General features: G+C 38.2%; 20 protein-coding genes. 15 read left to right on the top strand and 5 right to left on the bottom strand.

Annotated elements, in window-relative coordinates; all coding sequences use genetic code 11:
- Position 1: 1 nt before the first annotated feature.
- The 10 genes from LC040_07385 (at position 2) to LC040_07340 (ending at position 9,427) form a co-directional block, all read left to right on the top strand.
- Positions 2 to 496 carry a hypothetical protein gene (locus LC040_07385; protein WLR52705.1) on the top strand — a complete coding sequence of 165 codons (495 nt, stop codon included), beginning with the start codon at positions 2 to 4 and terminating at the stop codon, positions 494 to 496.
- A complete protein-coding gene (gene bioW, locus LC040_07380; protein WLR52704.1) occupies positions 477 to 1,256 on the top strand; it encodes a 6-carboxyhexanoate--CoA ligase in 780 nt (259 codons plus the stop codon). Before LC040_07385 ends, bioW begins: the two co-directional genes overlap by 20 nt.
- The gene (bioF, locus tag LC040_07375; protein ID WLR52703.1) at positions 1,237 to 2,406 is read left to right on the top strand and encodes an 8-amino-7-oxononanoate synthase; all 1,170 of its coding nucleotides are present in this window, start codon (positions 1,237 to 1,239) and stop codon (positions 2,404 to 2,406) included. Before bioW ends, bioF begins: the two co-directional genes overlap by 20 nt.
- 68 nt (positions 2,407 to 2,474) lie before the next feature.
- Complete coding sequence (locus LC040_07370) at positions 2,475 to 3,044, top strand: ferritin-like domain-containing protein (protein WLR52702.1); 570 nt, start codon at positions 2,475 to 2,477, stop codon at positions 3,042 to 3,044.
- 213 nt (positions 3,045 to 3,257) lie between these two features.
- A complete protein-coding gene (locus LC040_07365) occupies positions 3,258 to 3,458 on the top strand; it encodes a cold-shock protein (GenBank protein WLR52701.1) in 201 nt (66 codons plus the stop codon).
- 133 nt (positions 3,459 to 3,591) lie between these two features.
- The gene (locus tag LC040_07360) at positions 3,592 to 4,200 is read left to right on the top strand and encodes a DUF421 domain-containing protein (protein ID WLR52700.1); all 609 of its coding nucleotides are present in this window, start codon (positions 3,592 to 3,594) and stop codon (positions 4,198 to 4,200) included.
- Positions 4,201 to 4,215: 15 nt separating this feature from the next.
- A complete protein-coding gene (locus LC040_07355) occupies positions 4,216 to 5,157 on the top strand; it encodes an NAD(P)/FAD-dependent oxidoreductase (protein ID WLR52699.1) in 942 nt (313 codons plus the stop codon).
- An 82-nt stretch (positions 5,158 to 5,239) separates the two neighbouring features.
- Positions 5,240 to 6,640 (top strand): sigma 54-interacting transcriptional regulator, encoded by a 1,401-nt coding sequence (locus tag LC040_07350; GenBank protein ID WLR52698.1) that lies wholly within the window; start codon positions 5,240 to 5,242, stop codon positions 6,638 to 6,640.
- 217 nt (positions 6,641 to 6,857) lie between these two features.
- On the top strand, positions 6,858 to 7,994 hold the full coding sequence (locus LC040_07345; GenBank protein ID WLR52697.1) for an alanine dehydrogenase: 1,137 nt from the start codon (positions 6,858 to 6,860) through the stop codon (positions 7,992 to 7,994).
- Between the two features lie 23 nt (positions 7,995 to 8,017).
- On the top strand, positions 8,018 to 9,427 hold the full coding sequence (locus LC040_07340; GenBank protein WLR52696.1) for a Na+/H+ antiporter NhaC family protein: 1,410 nt from the start codon (positions 8,018 to 8,020) through the stop codon (positions 9,425 to 9,427).
- 92 nt (positions 9,428 to 9,519) lie between these two features.
- On the opposite strand, the gene LC040_07335 is transcribed toward LC040_07340, so the two are convergent.
- Positions 9,520 to 10,227: an SDR family oxidoreductase gene (locus tag LC040_07335; protein WLR52695.1), complete on the bottom strand. Its 708-nt coding sequence runs from the start codon at positions 10,225 to 10,227 to the stop codon at positions 9,520 to 9,522.
- Positions 10,228 to 10,412: 185 nt separating this feature from the next.
- On the opposite strand from LC040_07335, the gene LC040_07330 reads away from it, so the two are divergent.
- The gene (locus LC040_07330; GenBank protein ID WLR52694.1) at positions 10,413 to 11,264 is read left to right on the top strand and encodes a patatin family protein; all 852 of its coding nucleotides are present in this window, start codon (positions 10,413 to 10,415) and stop codon (positions 11,262 to 11,264) included.
- A gap of 29 nt (positions 11,265 to 11,293) precedes the next feature.
- Here the strand turns inward: LC040_07330 and LC040_07325 are convergent, their stop codons facing one another.
- Complete coding sequence (locus tag LC040_07325; GenBank protein ID WLR52693.1) at positions 11,294 to 12,010, bottom strand: exonuclease domain-containing protein; 717 nt, start codon at positions 12,008 to 12,010, stop codon at positions 11,294 to 11,296.
- The gene (locus tag LC040_07320; protein ID WLR52692.1) at positions 12,010 to 13,923 is read right to left on the bottom strand and encodes a DUF294 nucleotidyltransferase-like domain-containing protein; all 1,914 of its coding nucleotides are present in this window, start codon (positions 13,921 to 13,923) and stop codon (positions 12,010 to 12,012) included. Before LC040_07320 ends, LC040_07325 begins: the two co-directional genes overlap by 1 nt.
- Before the next feature lie 178 nt (positions 13,924 to 14,101).
- On the opposite strand from LC040_07320, the gene LC040_07315 reads away from it, so the two are divergent.
- Positions 14,102 to 14,722 (top strand): protein kinase family protein, encoded by a 621-nt coding sequence (locus LC040_07315; GenBank protein WLR52691.1) that lies wholly within the window; start codon positions 14,102 to 14,104, stop codon positions 14,720 to 14,722.
- A 14-nt stretch (positions 14,723 to 14,736) separates the two neighbouring features.
- On the opposite strand, the gene LC040_07310 is transcribed toward LC040_07315, so the two are convergent.
- On the bottom strand, positions 14,737 to 15,969 hold the full coding sequence (locus LC040_07310; protein ID WLR52690.1) for an aminopeptidase: 1,233 nt from the start codon (positions 15,967 to 15,969) through the stop codon (positions 14,737 to 14,739).
- Positions 15,970 to 16,174: 205 nt separating this feature from the next.
- Here LC040_07310 and LC040_07305 point away from each other — a divergent pair, with 205 nt between their 5' ends.
- Positions 16,175 to 17,935 (top strand): methyl-accepting chemotaxis protein, encoded by a 1,761-nt coding sequence (locus tag LC040_07305; GenBank protein WLR52689.1) that lies wholly within the window; start codon positions 16,175 to 16,177, stop codon positions 17,933 to 17,935.
- Between the two features lie 47 nt (positions 17,936 to 17,982).
- Here LC040_07305 and LC040_07300 read toward each other — a convergent pair whose 3' ends face one another.
- Positions 17,983 to 19,245 (bottom strand): cytochrome P450, encoded by a 1,263-nt coding sequence (locus LC040_07300; protein ID WLR52688.1) that lies wholly within the window; start codon positions 19,243 to 19,245, stop codon positions 17,983 to 17,985.
- 243 nt (positions 19,246 to 19,488) lie between these two features.
- Between LC040_07300 and LC040_07295 the strand changes: the two genes are divergently transcribed.
- On the top strand, positions 19,489 to 20,064 hold the full coding sequence (locus tag LC040_07295; GenBank protein ID WLR52687.1) for a hypothetical protein: 576 nt from the start codon (positions 19,489 to 19,491) through the stop codon (positions 20,062 to 20,064).
- Between the two features lie 30 nt (positions 20,065 to 20,094).
- Positions 20,095 to 20,931 (top strand): family 1 encapsulin nanocompartment shell protein, encoded by an 837-nt coding sequence (locus LC040_07290; GenBank protein ID WLR53224.1) that lies wholly within the window; start codon positions 20,095 to 20,097, stop codon positions 20,929 to 20,931.
- Positions 20,932 to 20,942 lie beyond the last annotated feature (11 nt).

Below are 20,942 nucleotides of genomic sequence, written 5' to 3'. Positions count from 1 at the left end.
CTTGAAGATTAGTACATATAATCTGACATTGGTCAGTATGCTTGCTGCTATTATTGCAGTAAGCGGTTCGTTGCGAGTACCTACTGGAATTCCTGGCTCTGAATTTCAGCTGTCAGCGCCAATTGCGGTGGCGATTGCTGCGGCGTTTGGTTTTTGGCGGTATCTTGCTGCAGGTGTATTGGCTAGTTCGATTTTATTTTTACTCGGTATACATAATATTCTTAACGTCGAGGTCGCGATGGTCTTTCGTGTTACAGCAGGTGGGTTAATTGCTGTGTTAGGAACAAGACTTCCAATTGTTGCGGTAGCAGGACCTTTAGGTTCTTTTACAGCGAGATGGGTGCTTGCCGCCACACTTCAAGTGCCGTTTTGGCCGCTGATTATAAGTGCAATTCCTGGAATGATCTTTACCGCCATTACATCATGGCCTTTATATCGCATGTTAAAACAAGTACGAGAGAAGGCAGGTGGTCAAGTTGCCGGAAAAAATTTATAGTCTGCGAATGCGTTCAGCCGAAGGAGGCTCACATGAAGTTGGGGGGACTCATATTTCAGGTGCTGAGCGGATATTGAAGCAGTCACAGCTTGAGGCGTATGCCAAGCAAATGATTTCTCGGGCTCTTCAGCATGAGCGGGGAGAAGCTGATTTTATTCAATTAGTTGCGGAAACAATTCCTCAGGAAGATATACAATATATTGAACCCCTCGAACCGATGACGATGCAGTATAACAATCTGTCAGAAACGAGGTTTGCTGTCCGTACATATTTAATCGATCTTGGCGTATCGGTGAATGCAATAGAAAAAGCCTTCCAGCTTTTATCACGTCAAGCAGGCTTTGCTGGTGCGTATCTTGTTCATTCTAGAACAGGGGAAATCCTTAATCCGAATGGACAGGCAGTAAGGGTTTCACGTATTGATTGGGATGAGGATTCCTATAAGCAATGGGCTAAATCGAATCATCAACTGGCTACTACAAGAATAAGAGAAGCGGTTGCATTAGCTTCGAAAGTTTCTTCTTCTCCTTATACGCTAGCAGAATTGTGTTGGTCGGATGACCCAAGCTATGTAACTGGCTATATCGCAAATAAGGATCTTGGCTATTTTCGAATAACACCTTTTAAAGAACAGGGAGACTATTCAGGAGGAAGAGTATTTTTCGTCGCAGACGATGCAAATATTGAAGACTATATTCATTACCTATCAAAAGTTCCAATCTTGATCGGAGGGGAGAAAAGTGACATTTCAGCTGAATGAAGAATTAGAAGTGCTGAAGAAACAGCATTTAAAGCGTGCCTTAAGACGAATGGAAACTGCCTGTGAGGCTGAAACGTCCGTTGAAGGAAAGCGTCTTCTGTTGTTTTCTTCAAATAATTATTTAGGCCTAGCAAATGATGAGCGCTTAAAACAAGCTGCTGTTTCAGCCATCAATGAATTTGGGGTTGGCTCAAGCGGCTCACGGCTTACGACGGGAAATATGCTTATCCATGAGCAATTAGAACAGGAAATTGCTAGCTGGAAGCAAACAGAATCGGCTTTACTGTTCAGCAGTGGCTATTTAGCAAATATCGGTACAATTTCAGCTCTAATGGGAAAAGGTGATTTAATCATTAGTGATGAATTAAATCATGCCAGTATTATTGATGGTTGCCGTTTAAGCAAAGCAAAAACACTCGTATATCAACATGTCAATATGAAGGACTTACGAAACAAGCTAAAAGAAAGTGTTCAATATCGCCGCGTATTAATTGTTACAGATGGTGTGTTTAGTATGGATGGTAATATTGCACCGTTACGTGAGATAGTAGACCAAGCAGAAGAATTTGGTGCTTGGGTAATGGTCGATGATGCACACGCAGCAGGTGTATTAGGTAAGCATGGAAGAGGGACGGTTGAACATCTCGGGCTGGAAGGACGTGTGCAGCTCCAAGTAGGGACTTTAAGTAAAGCTGTTGGCACAGAAGGTGGGTTTGTGGCAGCTTCTGAGGAAGTGATTGACTATTTAAAGAATCACGCTCGTTCATTTATCTTTCAAACGGCTCTCCCGCCGGGCACGATAGGAGCGACGAGGTCTTCTATTCAAATTATCCAACAAGAATTAGAAAGAAGAATGCATTTAAAAGCATTATCTGATTTCTTTCGTTCACAGCTTGAAGAAGCAGGTTTTGACGTGGTGAAGGGTGAAACACCAATTATTGCTCTAGTGATTGGAGAGTCAGAACGTGCGCTTGGTTTTTCGAAAAGACTGGAAGAAGAAGGTGTTTTTGCGCCTGCCATTCGTCCGCCGACAGTTCCTGTAGGAAGCAGTCGTATTCGTTTTACATTAATGGCGACTCATACTCGAGAGCAAGTCAAAAAGGCTGTTGATAAGGTCGTAATGATTGGGAAGGAATTAAACGTTATTTAAAATTAGGGTTATGATTTCAAAGCTCCTGTCATAGGTTAAGAATGATTGAATGACGGGAGGGAAATACAATGAGCCAGAACGAGTCCAGAGATAATGAAATGAATAGTCAATCAATGAGCATGCCAATGACGAATATGTACGGAAATGGTATGATGCCTGTAATGCCAACTCAAGCTCCTTATGGGATGTACGGACAAATGATGCCATATAAATCATTTCAAAATGCATTAAAGCTGATACAAGAATCTGTACAAAGTGAACGGGCTGATGAGTTGTTTTATGATTATTTAATTTCTTTGGCACCTACGAAAGAAGAGAAAAAAATAATTAAGTCAATCCGCAATGATGAACGGAAGCATAATAAAATGTTACGCGCAATGTACCAAGCGTTAACTGGACAACAAATTACAACCTCACCAGATGTGACCTTTGAAAAACCAGCTTCCTATATTGATGGCATAAAACAAGCGTTGTTTGGGGAGCTTGCTGCAATGGAACGCTACCGGGATATACGAGCAGGATTACCAACACGCTATTTTCGTGACGTGGTATTTGAAATTCTCACAGATGAAATGAAACATGCAGATAAATATAATTATATTTTAAATGCAGAGCTACGTAGAAAAATAGGGATGTAACTCATTCCAGAAAAAGGACGAACAAATCATTAGACAAACACGCATAAATCCTGTATAATATTAACAATTAGGGGTAAACTGAAGATAGAATAAAACAAAATGCATGGATTCACATCTGTTAAGGGAGACGGCATGAATATTCCCTATAGTGATGTGAATTTTTTATTCATCTTCTAATCCCGGTTTTGTTACAAATAGGAGGAGTGGTGTATAATGGCTTTTGGTCGAAGAAATGATGAGGAAATTAAAACAGCTGAAACAAAAATTTGGGAATGTAAATCTGATGAGTGTAATTGCTGGTTAAGGGATGACTTTAAAAGCGAAGAAATACCAACTTGTCCAATTTGTAAAAGTGAAATGGAATCAACAACGAAAGTACTACAAGTCGTTGAAAACACAACCAAAAAATTCTGACCTTTTGTTTAAAACAGCCTTTTGGCTGTTTTTATTTTTTTTGGACACTCCGTGCATTCTTTCAATGCTCGCTTGGTACATAACTTTTACTTCTACGGCAAAGATATGAAAAAATGCAGGAGGAGTGAGAATAGTGGATATAAGCTTTATTTGGAAAGCGGCACTTATTACGTTGGTTGGAACCTTATTATTACGTATCAGCGGCAGACGGTCGATTTCTCAAATGACCGTTTCACAAACGGTGATTATGATTTCAATCGGAACAATTTTAATTCAGCCTGTTAGCGGGAATAATATTTGGAGAACGTTTGCTACAGCTGCAGTTTTAATTGTTACGTTACTATTATTAGAGTACATTCAGATGAAATCAAACACCTTCGAAAAGCTTATTACAGGCCAGGCAAAGCCTGTGATTGAAAATGGAGTTATCAATCAACAAAATTTAATGAAAATGCGGCTCAGCGTTGATGCATTAGAGATGCGTTTACGTCAGTCTAACATTTCATCTGTAAATGATGTGAAATGGGCAACGCTGGAACCGAGCGGACAGCTTGGCTATATGCTTTTAGAAAATAAACAGCCAGCGACGAAGGAAGACATTCAACAATTAATGAATCTTATTAATAGTAAATTTCCTAGTACTACGCAGTCTTCGTTAACATCTGCTGTGAATCAGACAGATTTATTTACGGAGGTTGTTCAGAAGGAAAATATCCCCGAACCGCCACCTCATTTGCAATAAAGGTGGCTTGAAAGGATGTCAGTTGTGCATAATCAAATAGAACACTTTGATGTTGTCATTGTTGGAGGAGGACCGGGCGGATTAAATGCCGCTTTAATATTAGGCCGGTCATTACGTAAGGTAGCATTGGTTGACGATAATCATCCACGTCATGCGGTAACTTATGAATCACATGGTTTTCTTACACGTGATGGTGTGAAGCCTGCTGAATTACGAAAGATTGCTCATGAACAAATGGAGAAATATGAAACAGTCCATCGGTACACAGATGTGGTAACAGATATTAAACAACATGGAAAGCAATTCATAACGATTACGAAAAGCGGCGAGAAATACAGTAGTAGAAAAGTGATTTTCGCGACAGGTATGCGTGATGAACTGCCTGAAATTAATGGCTTACATGAAATATATGGTCACAGTGCTTTTTTATGTCCGTATTGTGATGGATGGGAGCATAAAGGAAAAGCACTAGGTATTATCGGCAACGGTGATAAGATTTATCGTTACAGTAAGGAAATTCATCATTGGGGTAAGGACTTAATTTTATTTACAAATGGTGATGCTCGACTTGAAAGGGAGCACCTAAATGATATAAAAAGACACGGCATCACCGTCATCGAAGACAAAATTCAACGGATCGACTCAGCTAATGGACAGCTTTCAGAGCTTGTTCTAGAAAGCGGTCAGCGTATAAAAAGAGAATGTCTTTTTCTGGGAGATATGCTACAAAAACAAGCATCCACAATTCCAAGACATTTAGGGATTGAAACAAACAGCAATGGCAGCTATAAAACAGAAAAGCACGGTCGCACAAACATTGAAGGATTCTTTATTATTGGAGATGCGAGGAATGTCTTTTCAGGGGTGGTAAAAGCTGCTTGTGAAGGCTATGAAGTGGCTGAAATTGCAAATAATCAGTTGATTGAGGAAGATTGGCATAATCAATCACAAGGATAGGCCTGGGTGTGAGGTCTATTCTGTGTGGCCTTTCTTTTTATAATTGATTCATAGTATCCTTTGAATGGTAGGGGAGGTAAAAATGTATAAGGATAAAGATTTTTTTCAACGTATGAGGTATTTAGATGGGATTACAATTATTGATACGGAAGGTACGATTCTATTTACGGTTAAATTTAACCCAAGGTTTCACTCGGAAATAGAAGATGTTGATCGAATAATAGGTGATCATTTATTTAACTCTTTTCCTACTTTACATGAAGACAATAGCACACTCTATCATGTATTAAAAAAAGAGGCTCCTATTTTTAAAGAGAGGCAAACAATTACTGATTTTAGAGGAAAAAGAAGTCTTACTACAAATGTATCCCTGCCTATTATTTCACATGGGAATATTATTGGAGCAATCGAATTATCCAAGGATTTAGGCGCGGAGGTTGAAAACCATAATATTATATCTTTAAATTCTGACATGTTTTCTAACCTGCACAGGCTTGATGGAAATCTTAAAATGGAACAAGCACGGTTTACCTTTGATGATATTGTTACCGAAAACGATACAATAAAGGAATTGAAGCAAATGGCAAGGAAAGTGGCAAAAGGTCCTTCTCCAGTATTTATTTATGGGGAAACAGGAACTGGGAAAGAGTTATTTGCCCACGCTATCCATAATGCGAGTAACCGAGCAGACAAGCCTTTTATCACGCAAAATTGTTCAGCTATCCCTGAGAAGTTAATTGAAAGCATCTTATTTGGAACAACAAAGGGGAGTTTTACGGGAGCTGATAATAGTCAAGGGTTGTTTGAGGTTGCGGATGGAGGCACAATTTTCTTAGATGAAATTAACTCCATGCCGATTTATTTGCAGTCAAAATTGCTGCGTGTCTTGCAGGACGGCTATGTTCGAAGGGTTGGCGATAATAAGGTTCGGAAGGTCAATGTTCGAATCATTACAGCCTCAAATAAACACCCTCGAGAATGTTTGCAACAAGAAGAGCTGAGAAAAGATTTATTTTATCGGCTTTATGTGGCCCCAATCCATATCTCACCTTTGAAAAATAGAAAAGAGGATATTAAGCCTTTGTTAGAGCTTTTTATTAATAAATATAATCAATTATTAAAAAAGAATGTAAAGCATGTCACAAAAGAAGTTTATGATATTTTTTTAAACTACGATTGGCCTGGGAACATTCGAGAATTTGAAAATGTTATTGAATTTGCAATTAATATGATTGAAGAAGATGAAGATACTCTTGAGAGGGAACATATAAAAATGCGCTTGGATGCGTTTAAAAGCTATCATAATCTGCAAACAGAAGAAGAGGAAGAAATGACCCTAAAGACAGCTGTTGAGCAATTAGAAAAGGAAATGATCCAAAAGGCTATTCTTCAAACAAAAGGAAATGTTTCAAAGGCAGCAAAAGCCTTAGAAATTCCTCGTCAAACTCTACAGAATAAGTTAAAAATGTATAATATTCAATAAAAGTGCCCAAAACCTAACATTAGGTGCCCAATTTATTACATAATGAACGGGTTATTTTCTATTCTAAACGAACGTATTATTTTTATTATTCGTATGTTAAATAGATGTAAATCATTAGATAGAGTGGCGTTTAAGCAAAGAGGCTTAGACGTCACTATTTTTTTGGCACAATTTTTGCAATGTTAAGAATTATATGAAGAAAGGATGGGATAGAGAAATGATTATTGGAACGTTCAAGGAGTTAAAAAAAGGTGAGTCACGAGTAGTGCTTACCCCTGTAGAAGTGGAACAGCTCATTTCCGAGGGGCATCAGGTAATAATAGGAAAAGATGCAGGTGTTCAAGCAGGTTTTTCAAATGAAGCTTACCGTCTTGCGGGAGCTGAAATAGTAGGTTCCTATAAGGATGTGTACGAGAGAAGTGAGCTTATTGTGAAAGTAAAAGAGATTCTGCCTGAAGAATATGAATTAATGAAAGAAAATCAAATGATTTTCACTTGTCTCCACCCTGCAGCAAATGAGGAAGAAGTTAATGCATTAATTAAGAAGAAGGTCATTGCGTTTACAGCAGAAGATACTCACCAATATGGCTCTCCAAATAGTGAAGCTGCAGGAAAAGTAGGAGCTTTAATGGGCATTCAATATTTATTAAAGCATAACGGTGGCATGGGGAAGCTTGTAGGAGGGCTTGGCGGCGCTCCAGGTATTAATGCTTTAGTTATCGGAGGTGGGATTGTAGGCAAGAGTGTTATAAACATCCTTTCTTCACTTGGGGCGCATGTTACGATGATGGATATCAATATTTCTACTTTAAGAGAGGCGCAATATTTATTTAATGGCAATGTCACTACATTATTTTCTAACCAATCTAATATAAGAAAAATTCTCTCCGATATGGATTTAGTCATAAATTGTGTGAAGTGGCCAAAGCATCGAACTGACCATCTTATTACACGTGACATGGTGAAAAGTATGCAAGAACGTTCGGTGATTGTTGATATAAGTGCAGATGTCGGAGGCGCTATTGAAACCTATCGACCAACAACCTTTGAACAACCAACATATATAGAAGAAGGAGTTCTTCATTTTGGTGTAGATAATATTCCAGGTACTGCTCCTCATACCACTTCAATTGCATATGCTGCTTCAGTTTTTCCGCATATTCAAGCAATTGCTAATCTGGGCTACATAGAAGCTTGTAAACGAAACCCATACTTACGAAGAAGCTTAACAACATATAAAGGGCTCTTAACCCATGAGGAAACTAGTATGGTTCAACAGCGGGATTATAAAACACCTGAGGAAGTGTTAGGGTTTGAAGGATTAAATCTTACAAATGCTCCAAAAGCATTTTAATTATTACATAAGGAGGGTTTTTTATGGAAGAACCAATTAATATGGGGATTATTTCTCTTATTCCTGCAGCTGTAGCAGTAATTATGGCATTTGCAACTAGAAATACAGTTTTTTCATTAGCGCTAGCATGCTTTATCGGCATTCTATTACAGGGAAAAGGGTTAATGGGATTCCCTACATTGTTAAAAGAAACACTTGGAACAACAAGCTTCTCATGGATTTTCTTACTTGAATTATTTATTGGTGTATTGATTGCATTTTTTCAACGTACTGGTGCTATTCAAAATTTCACAAATAGTATGAGCAAAAGAAATTTAAGTCGAGTGAAAACCCAGTTAATTGCTTGGTTTATGGGAATGTTTGTATTCTTTAGTGATTATTTTAGTCCGCTTTTTGTTGGAGCAACAATGAGAGATCTTTCAGATAAAGCGAAGATTTCTCGCGAAAAGCTTTCATATATCGCGGACTCGACCTCTGCCCCTGTAAGTGTCCTGATGCCAATTACAGGCTGGGCTGTTTTCATTTCTGGTTTATTAATCGGCTTTGGTCCGGTTACAAATGAAACAGAAGCAATAAACACGTTTGTTAAATCAATTCCTTTTAATTTTTATGCCATTTTATCTGTCATAACAGTCGGGTTATTAGCTGTAAAAGTTATCCCTGATTTTGGCCCAATGAAAAAAGCAGAAAAAAGAGCAATGGAAGAAGGAAAAGTATTACGTGATGGTGCAGAACCGATGATGGGAGAGGAACTAACAGATACTCCACCATACGAAAATATAAAACCTAATATTTTCCTTAATTTTATTTTCCCAGTATTGGTTGTCATCTCTATTGCAATTGGAACATTTATTGTAACGGGTTCTGCTAAAACAATGGAAGCATTTCTAACTGCCTCAGTAGTATTAGGTGTTTTAATGCGCATCCAGGGTGTTCCTTTATCTGATATTATGAAAACCGCAATAAATGGTATGAAGGGAGTAATGCCTGCTATTATTATTCTTGCTTTTGCTTATTCTCTTAATCAATTAAGTAAAGATATGGGTACAGCAAACTATATTATTTCTATTTCTGAAAACTGGCTAACGCCACATTTATTGCCTTTTATTACATTTATTATTGCCGCTGTCATTGCATTTTCAACCGGAACCTCGTGGGGAACGTTTGCAATTGTCATGCCTTTAGCGCTGCCGATTGCTTTTAACTTTGCGGGAGGGGAAGTTTCCACTGTTGTGTTAGCTTCTATTTCAGCAGTTGCTGGAGGTGGTGTATTTGGAGACCACTGTTCGCCACTCTCAGATACAACCATTCTTGCATCGACTGGTGCTGCAGCTGATCATATTGATCATGTTAAGACTCAACTTCCTTATGCATTGATGGTAGCGAGTGTTTCCTCTATTTTTTATCTCGCAATCGGATTTCTATTTGTGTAATCGTAAAGATTAGCAATTAAATAAAACAAGGCAAACTCGAAATGGAGTGTTTGCCTTGTTTTATTTAAAAGACGGTGGGGAGTAGAAAAAAATTAAATTGTTTGAACATTCCCAAGCGGAAAGCTGTCAATACTCAGTATGGATTTTTCACTACGAATGGTTGATTTTGCTAACTCAATAATATATGGGGCAATTCCGGACGGGTCTTCACCTAATGCTTGTAATTCGGTCTTCATCACTCCTGGGTTAAATACATGGGTGATAATTCCGTTTCGAGACTCTTCTTCCTCAACTGAATAAGTGAGTGTTTCAACAGCTGCTTTACTTGCACTATAGGCAGCAAATCCAGCAGCACCTTCCTTAGCTAAGCCAGAGGTTATATTAATAATTTTCCCCCCTTTTTGGGCCCGCATAATTGGTAGGCATTCTCTCATCATAAGCAGCACACTTGTTGTATTATTACTCCATTGATAATGCCACGATTCAAGAGACAAGTCAGCAACATAGTCCTGTTGGAAAACAGCCGCATTGTTAATTAAATAATCAATCTTTCCGAATTTTCCGTATGCAGCCTGAACGACCATTTTTACATCTGATTCAATCGAAGCATCTGCTTGAAGGACAAGTGTTTCAGCTGTGGAAGAAACAGTTATTCGTTTTTGGGTTTCTTCTAATTTTGCCATTCGGCGTCCGCACAACACAACATTTGCTCCTTCTTTCGCAAAAGCAATCGCCATTTCTCTTCCAAGTCCGCTTCCTGCCCCTGTTATGATGACGATTTTTCCGCTAATATTATCCATTCTCGTCCTCCTTTAAATATTGTTCCGTTAATTCCTATTGTTTTAATAGGGTATAATACGTTGTTTGATTTGTCAATTAATTCTGAAAAATATATGTAAGAGGACCTATAAGCAATTTGTATACGCTCTCTCTGTATGCATGCTATACTGAAAAGACATACATAAAAAGGCAAGAGGGGAACAAAATGAATGATACTGGACTTGTACTAGAAGGCGGAGGAATGAGAGGGCTCTATACAGCAGGTGTGCTCGAATATTTTATGGAGAAGAATTTGTTCTTTCCATATGTAATTGGTGTTTCAGCAGGTGCGTGTATGGCAGCTTCTTATCTTTCACGGCAAAAAGGACGTAATAAAAAAGTGAATACAGGGCTCGTTAATGACCCGAGGTATTTATCATTTCGAAACTTATTATTAAAACGGCAATTATTTGGGATGGATTTTCTATTTGATGAAATTCCAAATAAAGTTGTCCCGTTTGACTTTGATACCTTTTTAAGAGGAGAGGAACAGTTCTTAGTCGGAACAACAGATTGTGAAACAGGGGAAGCGGTTTATTACAATAAGCATGATCACGGAGAGGATATTCTGACGATTATTCGAGCTTCCAGTTCGTTGCCATTTATTGCTCCTGCTGTTGATTATAACGGAAAGAAACTGCTTGATGGAGGAATTATCGACCCTATCCCGTTAAAGAAATCACAAAATGATGGCTATAAGAAGAACATTGTGATTATGACAAAGCCTGAAAACTTTAAACGTAGTCCAAGCCGGTTTCCATCGCTCACAAAAGTGATGTGCAGAAGCTATCCAAAGGTAGCGGAATTGTTACAACAACGGTACCGTTTATATAATGAAACATTAGGTTATATGGAAGCAGAGCAACAAGCAGGCAATGTTTATGTTATTAAGCCGAGCGTTGATTTACCTGTAAGCAGAATTGAACGTAATCAACAACGTTTAGTCGACTTATATGAACTTGGTTATCACGACGCAAAGCAGCATGAAAAGCAATTATCAAACTGGCTGGCACGATAAAGCAAAGAGGTTGACTCGGAGTCAACCTCTTATTTCATTAATTGTTGAATCTCTTTATAAGTCATGATCCCTTCTTGCTTACACTCTTCCATAAGATGGGTGAAAATTTCAGCTGTCATCAATGCATCATTTAATGCATGATGACGTTCACGGGTTTGTATATGATAACGGGCCACAAGGTCATCTAAATAATTGTTTTTAGAATGATGCAGCCAATTGGCTAATCGCAAAGAATCAATGTAAGCAGGGGAGAAGCTTGGGAGGCCCCATTTTTCAATTGTTTTTTGCAAAAAATTAATATCAAAGCTTGCCGGATGAGCGACAAGAATTGTGTTCTGACTGTATGCTAGAAACTTATGCAGGGCTAAAGGAAAACGGGCTCCTTTGTGAATTTCTTTCCGACTTAACCCTGTCAATTCTTCCGTATGCTGTGGCACTGAACCAAGTGGTTTTATAACCGAGTAAAAAGTGTCTTCATAAATGACCTGTAGATTCTTCACTTTAACGGCTCCGATTGAAATAATTTCATCTGAAAGGTCAGGAAAGAAGCCGGTCGTTTCAAGGTCAAAAATTGTAAATGTACAATTGCTTAAATCAGTTTGGGCGTCATGAGTCGATTCAAATTGTTCAATTGATTGTTTTACAGTTTCAAATGAGGGGTGCTGTTTGGCCTTCAAAATTTTATGCTTATAGAAAAATTGATCATAAAGAAAATACTTAAGAATTTTTACGTCAACTGGAAGCATTAAACCACCCGATTTCTATTAAAGCTAACTTCAGTAGCCCGCTGCATTCTGTTCGCAATATGGAGTGCTTCTTTTAATTTCCGTTTATCCTCTTTCGTTAAATCCTTTAGCATGATTTCATTTGTAAGTGGTTTTCCACTTTCAAGTTCATCAAGGTTTTGTTTAATTTGAAAGGACAATAAATGATGAAGTGCTACTTTGGCATTTCTTACATCACGCGGATGAAACGCTTCTATTTTTTTCAGTGCATTCAGCCGTTTTATTGTATTGACATCTTTTACGCCATATTTTAATGCATTAATTCGAATGGAATGGACGATTTGCATAATCGCTGACTTTTTTAAATTGAACGTCTTTTGTTTCGGCTTCATATTCAGCCTCCCGAGCACACCGACAGGTACGCGCACGCGAATCGCTTCTTTCATAAGCAGCTGTTGAAGTGTTAACGAATGCTTGACACGCGTCGTTGTAAAGTCACGAACATCTTCAGCTAATGAAAAATCGCCAAATATCGGACGGAAGTCAAAGAACATTGCAAAATCGCGTATTTTATCTGAATCCATTTCCCGAAGCCAATAGTCAATTTCTTTTTTCCATTCTTCTGTTGATTTACGCCATTTTAGTTCACGAGCCATGATGCCACCGGTACATTCAGGAAAGCCACATGCAGCCAGCTTTTCATTTAACTTGTTTGTGAAGCGTTGAAAATAAGCTTCAATTTCTGCCCGGTTTGGTAGGTGAGCATATTCACTTAGGATAATACCGTTATCTTGGTCAGTTCGAAAGCTTTGTTCTTTTCGCCCTTGACTGCCCATAACAATGAAACAATAGTTAATTGGCGGAAAGCCATAGCCTTCTGCACGCATTTCATTTTCTGAAATCTTAATAATTTGCCGGTTTAATGTATCATTATAATTTGTAATCACTTCACTCACATCATAAGCAAAGCTGTCTTGCTCAATCAATGCGCGGATAAATGCGTGAAATGTACGGTTCTCAAGCGGAGCTAATTTCACTAGATCTTCAATGCTGCGGGCATTTGTCACTTTGTAGGTAAGATCTAAGTAATCGGAATCTTGAATATTAAGAAATGAAGTGCTTGTCAACGTACCGACTACAGCGTGGTGATGAAGAACTGGAATAAAATCAACCAGATCATTCTTAAAATACGACAACGCCTCATAAGCGAATGCTTCATCTTGGATCCAATAAGGTTTATGTTTCTTCCATTGCTTTACGAGATGGTTGTCTTGCTGCTCAGTTAAATAACTTAACATCTCGTATTGGGTTAACACACCTTGCATTGTTTTCTCATTTTCACTAACGACAAGGCCGTACACCCCTTGTTCCTTCATACGAAGTGCTGCCGTTTGCATCGTGTCATCCGGCTTAACGAAGTTAGGAGAATCCATTAAGGTCTTTACTTTCGTACGAAATAAGGTGATGTTTTCGTCATCTTCTTGAGATGATTTAAATTTGATTTCATCGTAGAGTGTTTTCATACGATTACCAATACTTTCGAAAATGATTTTCGAAAATTGTTTGTTATCGGTCATGACTTCTAAGAAATTTGCTTTATTAAACTTAAATACATTGCAATTTTCGAGTGCTTGCACAGAAAATGTCATTTCACCACTTGTAAGCATAATCATTAGTCCGACCAAATCACCTGGGTAGTAGTAACGTAATGTGAACTGTTTGCCGCTAGAACGGTGAAGAACGTTTTTCGCTAATCCTGAGACTAAGAAGTAGATATCTAAGTCCTCTTCCGATTCATCTTCATGAAAAAGCATTTCATTTTTTGCAAATGTTGTATATTTCGCTCCGGAAACAACTTTATTAAGTTGTTCGTCTGTTAAAAGGTCAAAGGGGTAGTAATTTTTAATTAATGTATAGAGATCCGTTTGTTCCATCACATGCTCACCCTTATCATTTATGTATTTGTTTCAACACTACCATATCTTTTCCAATGAACAAAAGGTTTAGCAGCTGACAGATGTGATGAGCTTGGACTCTTTGATGATTATTGACTATAATAAATGTGATGTAAATTTGAAGACCACATAATTTCAAAAAGAAAGTAATGATACTGTGTCGTATGAGCAATTATATAAGTCGATCTCATTTAAAAAATCTCTTTTCAAAACATATAAAATCTTTTCGTATTCAAACCAATTAGAGTATGTTGGAAAAGGAAGAAGTGCTGCGGTTTTCCGTATTAGTGGGACAAATAAAGTTATGAAAGCCTTTTACCCAGAGTATGAGGTGCTAGCTTCAATAGAAGCCGAGAATTACAGGAAGGTTTGTGATCACAAGCTGTTTCCGAGATGCTATCATCACGAGGAAGGCTATCTTATCTTAGATTATATCGAAGGGACGACATTATTTGACTGTCTGGAAAAAGGCGTAACGATCCAACCGTCAGTGGTGAAAAAAATCGACCGTACCTTTCAATCATTATCTGCAATTGGAGTGATCCCAATTGACCTCCATTTGAAAAATATCATTCTAACGGTAGATGGGGAACCGAAAATAATTGATATTGTTCGTTACGGAAATGCAGCCGTTGATCATAGGTGGACGGATTTCAAAAGGTATTACGAGCGTCTCTATCATTTACGGTTCATTCCGAAGAAATATCCTTCGTGGTTTCTTTCATTTCTAGGTACTTTATATAAGAATTTCATCGAAAAAAAGGCTGATTCAATTTGAATCAGCCTCGAGTTTTAAAATGCCCAGTTCCCTTTACGGAAGATCGGTTCTTTCTTGCCGTCTTTTGTTTCCCCGTCAATATCCATTTCAGCAGACCCCATCATAAAATCTACATGAGTAATACTTGAATTCGCTCCATTTTGTGCTAACTCTTCTTTGCTCATTTCTTTTCCACCTTCAAGGCAGAAGGCGTACGCACTGCCGATTGCAAGGTGGCACGAAGCGTTCTCATCGAACAATGTATTATAGAAAATCAAATTTGAATTTGAGATCGGTGAGTCATGTGGTACAAGTGCAACTTCACCAAGGTAATGCGAGCCTTCATCTGTTTCAATTAATCGCTTTAACGTTTCATACCCGTTTTCAGCTGTATAATCTACAATTCGGCCATTTTCAAACGTAAGGGTGAAGTTTTCAATTAAGTTTCCACCATAGCTTAACGGCTTTGTACTTGTAACTTTCCCGTTAACACCTTCTTTTAGCGGTGTTGTAAAGACTTCTTCAGTCGGCATGTTTGCGACGAAATCAACGCCTTTTGCATTTACACTACCGCCGCCTTCCCAAAGGTGTTTTTCAGGAAGCTCAATTGTTAAGTCGGTACCAGGTGCTTTATAATGAAGCTTTTTATATTTCTTTTCATTTAGTAAGTCAACTTTATCCTGAAGCGTTTGATTATGCTCTTGCCAGGCTGTTACTGGATCTTCTTGATGAATGCGTGTTGCTTCGAAAATCGCTTCCCAAAGCTTATTGACTGCTTCTTCGTCACCGCTGTCTGGAAAGACTTTTTTCGCCCATTCGCTCGTTGGTGTTGAAATGACACTCCAGCTAACTTTGTCCGATTGAATATAGCTTCTGAACTTATCCATCGCTTTTCCAGCTGTTTTATTTGCTTCTGAAATACGTTCTGGATCAACTTCTTTCAAAAGGTCGGGATTCGATGCTGAGATACTGAGAAAAGCTGCTCCGTTTTCTGCCATTTCTTCAAAGCCTTTTGCCTTCCACATTGGATATTCTTTGAAGGCTTCAAATGGTGCGTTTTTAAATTTTAAAAGTGTTAAATCCTCGTCACTCCATTCAACATGAACATGCTTTGCCCCAGCCTCATAGGCAATTTTTGCTGCCTGGTGAACAAATTCACGAGCATTAATGGGTGCATTAATAACGAGTGTTTGGTCTTTTTGAATATTAACGCCTACTTTTACAGCAAGCTCTGCATATTTTTCTAATTTTGATTGGAAATTTCCCATATGTATCCCTCACTTTAAGCATTATAGTTATAGCTTACCAACTTTTCAGTAAATAATAAATGAAACCGTTTCGCTTAAGAAAAATAAGTCATAAAAAACATTTTAAATTGTATTATATTTCCTTTAAAGTGTAATATTTCTTGAATTTTAGATATCTTATAGGTATAATTACCTAAAATAGAGGCATTTGAGGGGGAGTATAGTCTTGTTCAAGACGAAGGCAAAAGAATATCATTATTTTTCAAGTACATCCTATTCAGATATAGATGCAAATGACCGGCTGAAAGAGAAGTTAGACTTCTTAGGAATTTCGCAAATTAGAAGGGAGTCCGTTCATGACCTGTATGATGTGTATATGACCTGTAAGGATGAAATTATTGATAAGTTTTATGAACGTCTTCATCAAATGCCTGCTCTACATAGCTTGATTGAACAGCATTCTACAGATGAACGGCTGAAAAAAACCTTTCATCTATATATGCAAAGTTTGTTTAAAGATGAGTTAAATCTTACATACGTATTTAAAAGACGGGCAATAGCTGAGGCACACGCTAAAATTGGTTTAACTCCTGACTGGATGCTGGCTGCCTATAACTTGCTGAATCAGCTGTTTATTCCTCATATTACGAAGCAGTTTATCAAAAAACCAGCAAAGCTTTTAAATGCTTTACTTGCGTATGAAAGCATCGCTGTACTTGATCAGCAAATTGTCATGGAAACTTATATGGAACTTCAAGCAAAGAACTTTATCGGTGGATTAGCAAATGTGATTGAATTTAATGCAGGCATAGATGAGATTCGAAAGCTTCTGGAATATCAACAAGAACAATATGAAGATTCTCGTTCAGTTAGCAGCGTTGTTGAGGACTTTGGCGCAAGTATTCAAGAGGTCTCATCTTCTGTCTATGAAGTAAATGCGATTTCTCGAGAGCATTTAAAGGAACTTGATGAGAATATTTCAACACTGATCCATTTAACCGATAACCTTAAAGGTGTGGACAGTTCTCAGGAACAAATTCAACACTATGTAGAAGACTTAAGTAATCGAGTTCAAAATATGGAGAAAGTAATGAGCTTGATAAAAGATATTGCTGACCAAACGAATCTCTTAGCGTTAAATGCTTCAATTGAAGCAGCGAGAGCGGGTGAGCATGGAAAAGGATTCGCTGTTGTGGCTGAGGAAGTCCGTAAACTGGCTGACAATACGAAAAGTTCGATTTCGGATATTAGTAATGATATTAAGGAGCTGTCATCGATATCCACTGATATGAGCGTGTTAATTGATAACACGAGTGAGAAGATGCATGAAAGTACGAAAAATACAGAAACGTTATCAATCCGTTTAGATAAATTGAATACAAGCCTTCAAGCAGTTGGAGAACGGTTTGAAAGTATCTCAGCAATTACAGAACAACAAACAGCTTCAATGGATGAAATCACCCAACGAAATAAAAGCATTGCTGAAGCTACAAAAGAAGGACTTGAAATTAGCAGAGAAACAGGGCAAGCTGTCTATGATTTAAGTAAAATCATCGATAAGCACCGGATTGATTCGATCTCTACCAATATGAAAATGAGCCAAGAAGATTTAATTGAACTTGCCATTACAGACCATATATTGTGGCGCTGGAAGATTTACAATTTAATCTTAGGATTTGATTCAATGAAAGAAAGTGAAGTTGCTTCTCATGAGCAATGCCGCTTTGGAAATTGGTATTATGGAAAAGCGAAGCAAGTATACTCGAGTGAACCAGCTTATCAAAAGGTAGAGGAGCCACATCGAAAGCTTCATGCATTAGCAAAAGAAGCAGTGGCAGCTGTTAATCAAAACAATCTTCCGAAGGCAAATGACTTATTACATGAAATTGAAGAGATCTCACAAATCGTCATAAAATATTTAAGAGAGCTTAAGCAGGTGATCCTTAACCAAAAAGCTCAATATACGTCAAGCGTACACAAGTCATAAGAAAAAGTCCTCACTTCAAAAATTGAGTGAGGACTTTTAATATTTGCTTAGTCTGTTATTCGCTGAACATTCTTAATCACAAGCCTACTCTTAGGGATCGTCGGTATTCTACCCATGTGATAACTTAAATCTTGAGGTGGGACAGTATAATTAATTTTTTTTGTTAAGAATTCCATGCTTTCTTTCATAATCAGCACAGTCAGCCATTCTCCAGCACAGCGGTGTCCCATATAATGATCACCACCACCTTGAGGAATAAATGAAAAAGGGCTTCCTTCCCAGTTATGAAATCGTTCTGGCTTAAACTCATCAGGCTGGTCCCAAAGGTCTGGGTGATGGTTTGTGCCGTAAATATCTAACAGTACTAACCTGCCTTTTTTGAAAACAAAGCCGTTCCATTCGAATGTTTTCTTTACTCTGGCGGCAGTGAAAGGACCAAAAGGGTAGAAGCGGCGAACCTCTTGAACAAACATTTGGCTATAGTTTCCTTTGTTTTCCTGTAGCTTTTCTTTTACTTCTGGATAGTCATGTAATGCGAGGGCACCGAATGTAATATATCTGCCAATCGCGACAATCGGCCGAATAACATTCAACAATTCAATTGCCGCCATCTCTTCATCGAGCTTTTTCCCATTCAATGTTCGATGCCAAGCAATAATGTATGCGGCTGTATTTGCAGGGGGATTTATTTTCTTCGAGCGGATTTGCTTGATGATTTCCTTTATCCACTTCTCGGTTCTTGCACGTGCTTTCTTTCCACGTCGATACCTTTCGCCTGTTTCTGCAAAGGTGTCAATCATTAAACCAAGGTCCTTCGTTCGTTTTTTGACTTCATCTTCTTGAAGAGGTACACCTGACCAAAGACAAGCGACCCTGCACATTACTTCTTCCGTTTCCTGAAATAGGACGACTTCCTCTTTATTTCGCCATTCACTAATTTTGGCTTGCCATTGCTCTTTCGTAATTTCTTTCATCTCATCAAGGCGGTCTGGAGTCATCATCGATAAAAACATTCTTTTACGATGCTTATGTGCAGCGCCGTCCATTCCCTGCACGGCATTTTCACCAAATAATGTTTTTTGGACGCGTTTTGGAGCGGCATTTTTACGCATAAAGAGGTCATTATCATAAAAGACTTCAGCGGCCTCTGCCCCTGCCATACAAATGACCTTTTCACCGAGTAGTCGAGTTTGAAAAATATCGGAATTTAATTGCTGCCTACGATTAGGAATAAATCGAAAACCTTCTGATAATAACGAAAGCGTATGATCCAGTCCTTTTTCTTTCGGAATATGGCTGCTAGTGAACATTTTTTCAGCTCCTTCTCAATAATCTGCTTTGCTTTCCACACTATAAAGAACATACCCAGATAAAACCAATCTAAAAACGTGATGAGGTTATAAGTTAATGAAGGATTATCGTCTGTTTGATTGGGGAAAATAATTGGTGTCATAGGGCGATCATTTATTTTTTAAAATAATTCGAATTTTGTGTATAATAAGCATGAAAAGCAACAAAAAGTAAATGTCTTTAATAAGAGAGGGGGGCTATTTTTGAACGAAAATTTTTCTGTTTTAGAGCCAATCTTGAATCGAACGAAGGATGCTGTTCAACAATTCATGGGGATTATTACTCCAGTAATCGAGGATGCGAAAGATGAACACGAACGGCTTTATTGGCATCATATTTATGAAGAAGAAGAACATCGATTAGATAGATTAAACGTCTTGCTGCCTAAAATTGTTCATATGCAAGCTTCTGAACAAAATAAAGGGGAATTGGTTCGCCTGCTTCAGGATATTAGTCTTGAAAAATTTGGCTTACACAACTTTCTAGAACATTTAGATTTATCGCTGTTTCAGTTTAAGGAAACAGAGCATGGTTCTGCTATCCAAACGATGCGTGATATGACCGCTGTAGATTATCATGAGATGAAAGGTATTATGAATGAGTTAAACAGCAAATATGAAGGGACAAGCATTGAAGCAGCAACGCCGACCGATGAAAAAGAAGGTGCCGCTCAAAGCTTGAAAGCCATGCAGTATGTAGAGTCGGATGAGCCGAAAAAGATGCATCCCGTGAAAGAACAACAAACAAAACGGCTAACAGTCGGCAGCTTAAAGAAATAAAGGAGGGGTTTTACTTTGTCAATTAAAAACATGTCCGAATCACCTTTGAATGAAACACAATGGGAAGAACTCGACCAAACAGTTATTAACAGTGCCAGCAGGCAGTTAATTGGCCGCCGCTTTATTGATATTTATGGACCATTAGGAAATGGTGTCCAGTCTGTTACAAATGACATCTATGAAGACTCAGAATTAGGAAGTCTTAGTTATCATGGTCAATCCTCAGAAATTTCTCTTCCGAAAAAACGTGTGAATTTAAGTGTTCCACTGCTTCATAAAGACTTCATTCTTTATTGGCGAGACCTGCAATATGCTGAAGCGCTTAACAACCCAATTGATTTTTCTGCCGCTGCGAATGCAGCACAGCAATGTGCACATTTGGAAGATGATTTAATTTTCAATGGCTCAAAGGAATTTGATTTACCTGGATTGCTAAATGTAAAAGGGAAGCTTTCTCACATTCGAAATGATTGGATGACATCAGGTGGCGCCTTTAGTGATATTGTAGAAGCCCGTAATAAATTATTGAAAATGGGTCATACAGGGCCATATACACTCATTTTATCACCACAGCTCTATGCGTTGTTGCATCGTGTTCATCAAGGAACAAATGTATTAGAAATTGAACATGTTCGTGAATTAATGACAGGAGGCGTGCTTCAATCACCGATGATTAGCGGTGAAAGAGGGGTTATCGTGGATGCGGGTAAGCAGAATGTTGACTTAGCAATTGCTCAAGATTTTGAGACCGTCTTTTTAGATGATGAAAATATGAATTACATCTTTAGAGTGTTTGAATCTGTTGTGCTTCGTATTAAACGACCAAGTGCGATTTGTACTTTAGAAGACCCGGAAAAAAATGATTAATACAAAAACAG

This window comes from Bacillus tianshenii (assembly GCA_020524525.2).
Classification (GTDB): Bacteria; Bacillota; Bacilli; order Bacillales; family Bacillaceae_N; genus Bacillus_AV.
This window is presented reverse-complemented; position numbering and strand designations above follow the sequence as displayed.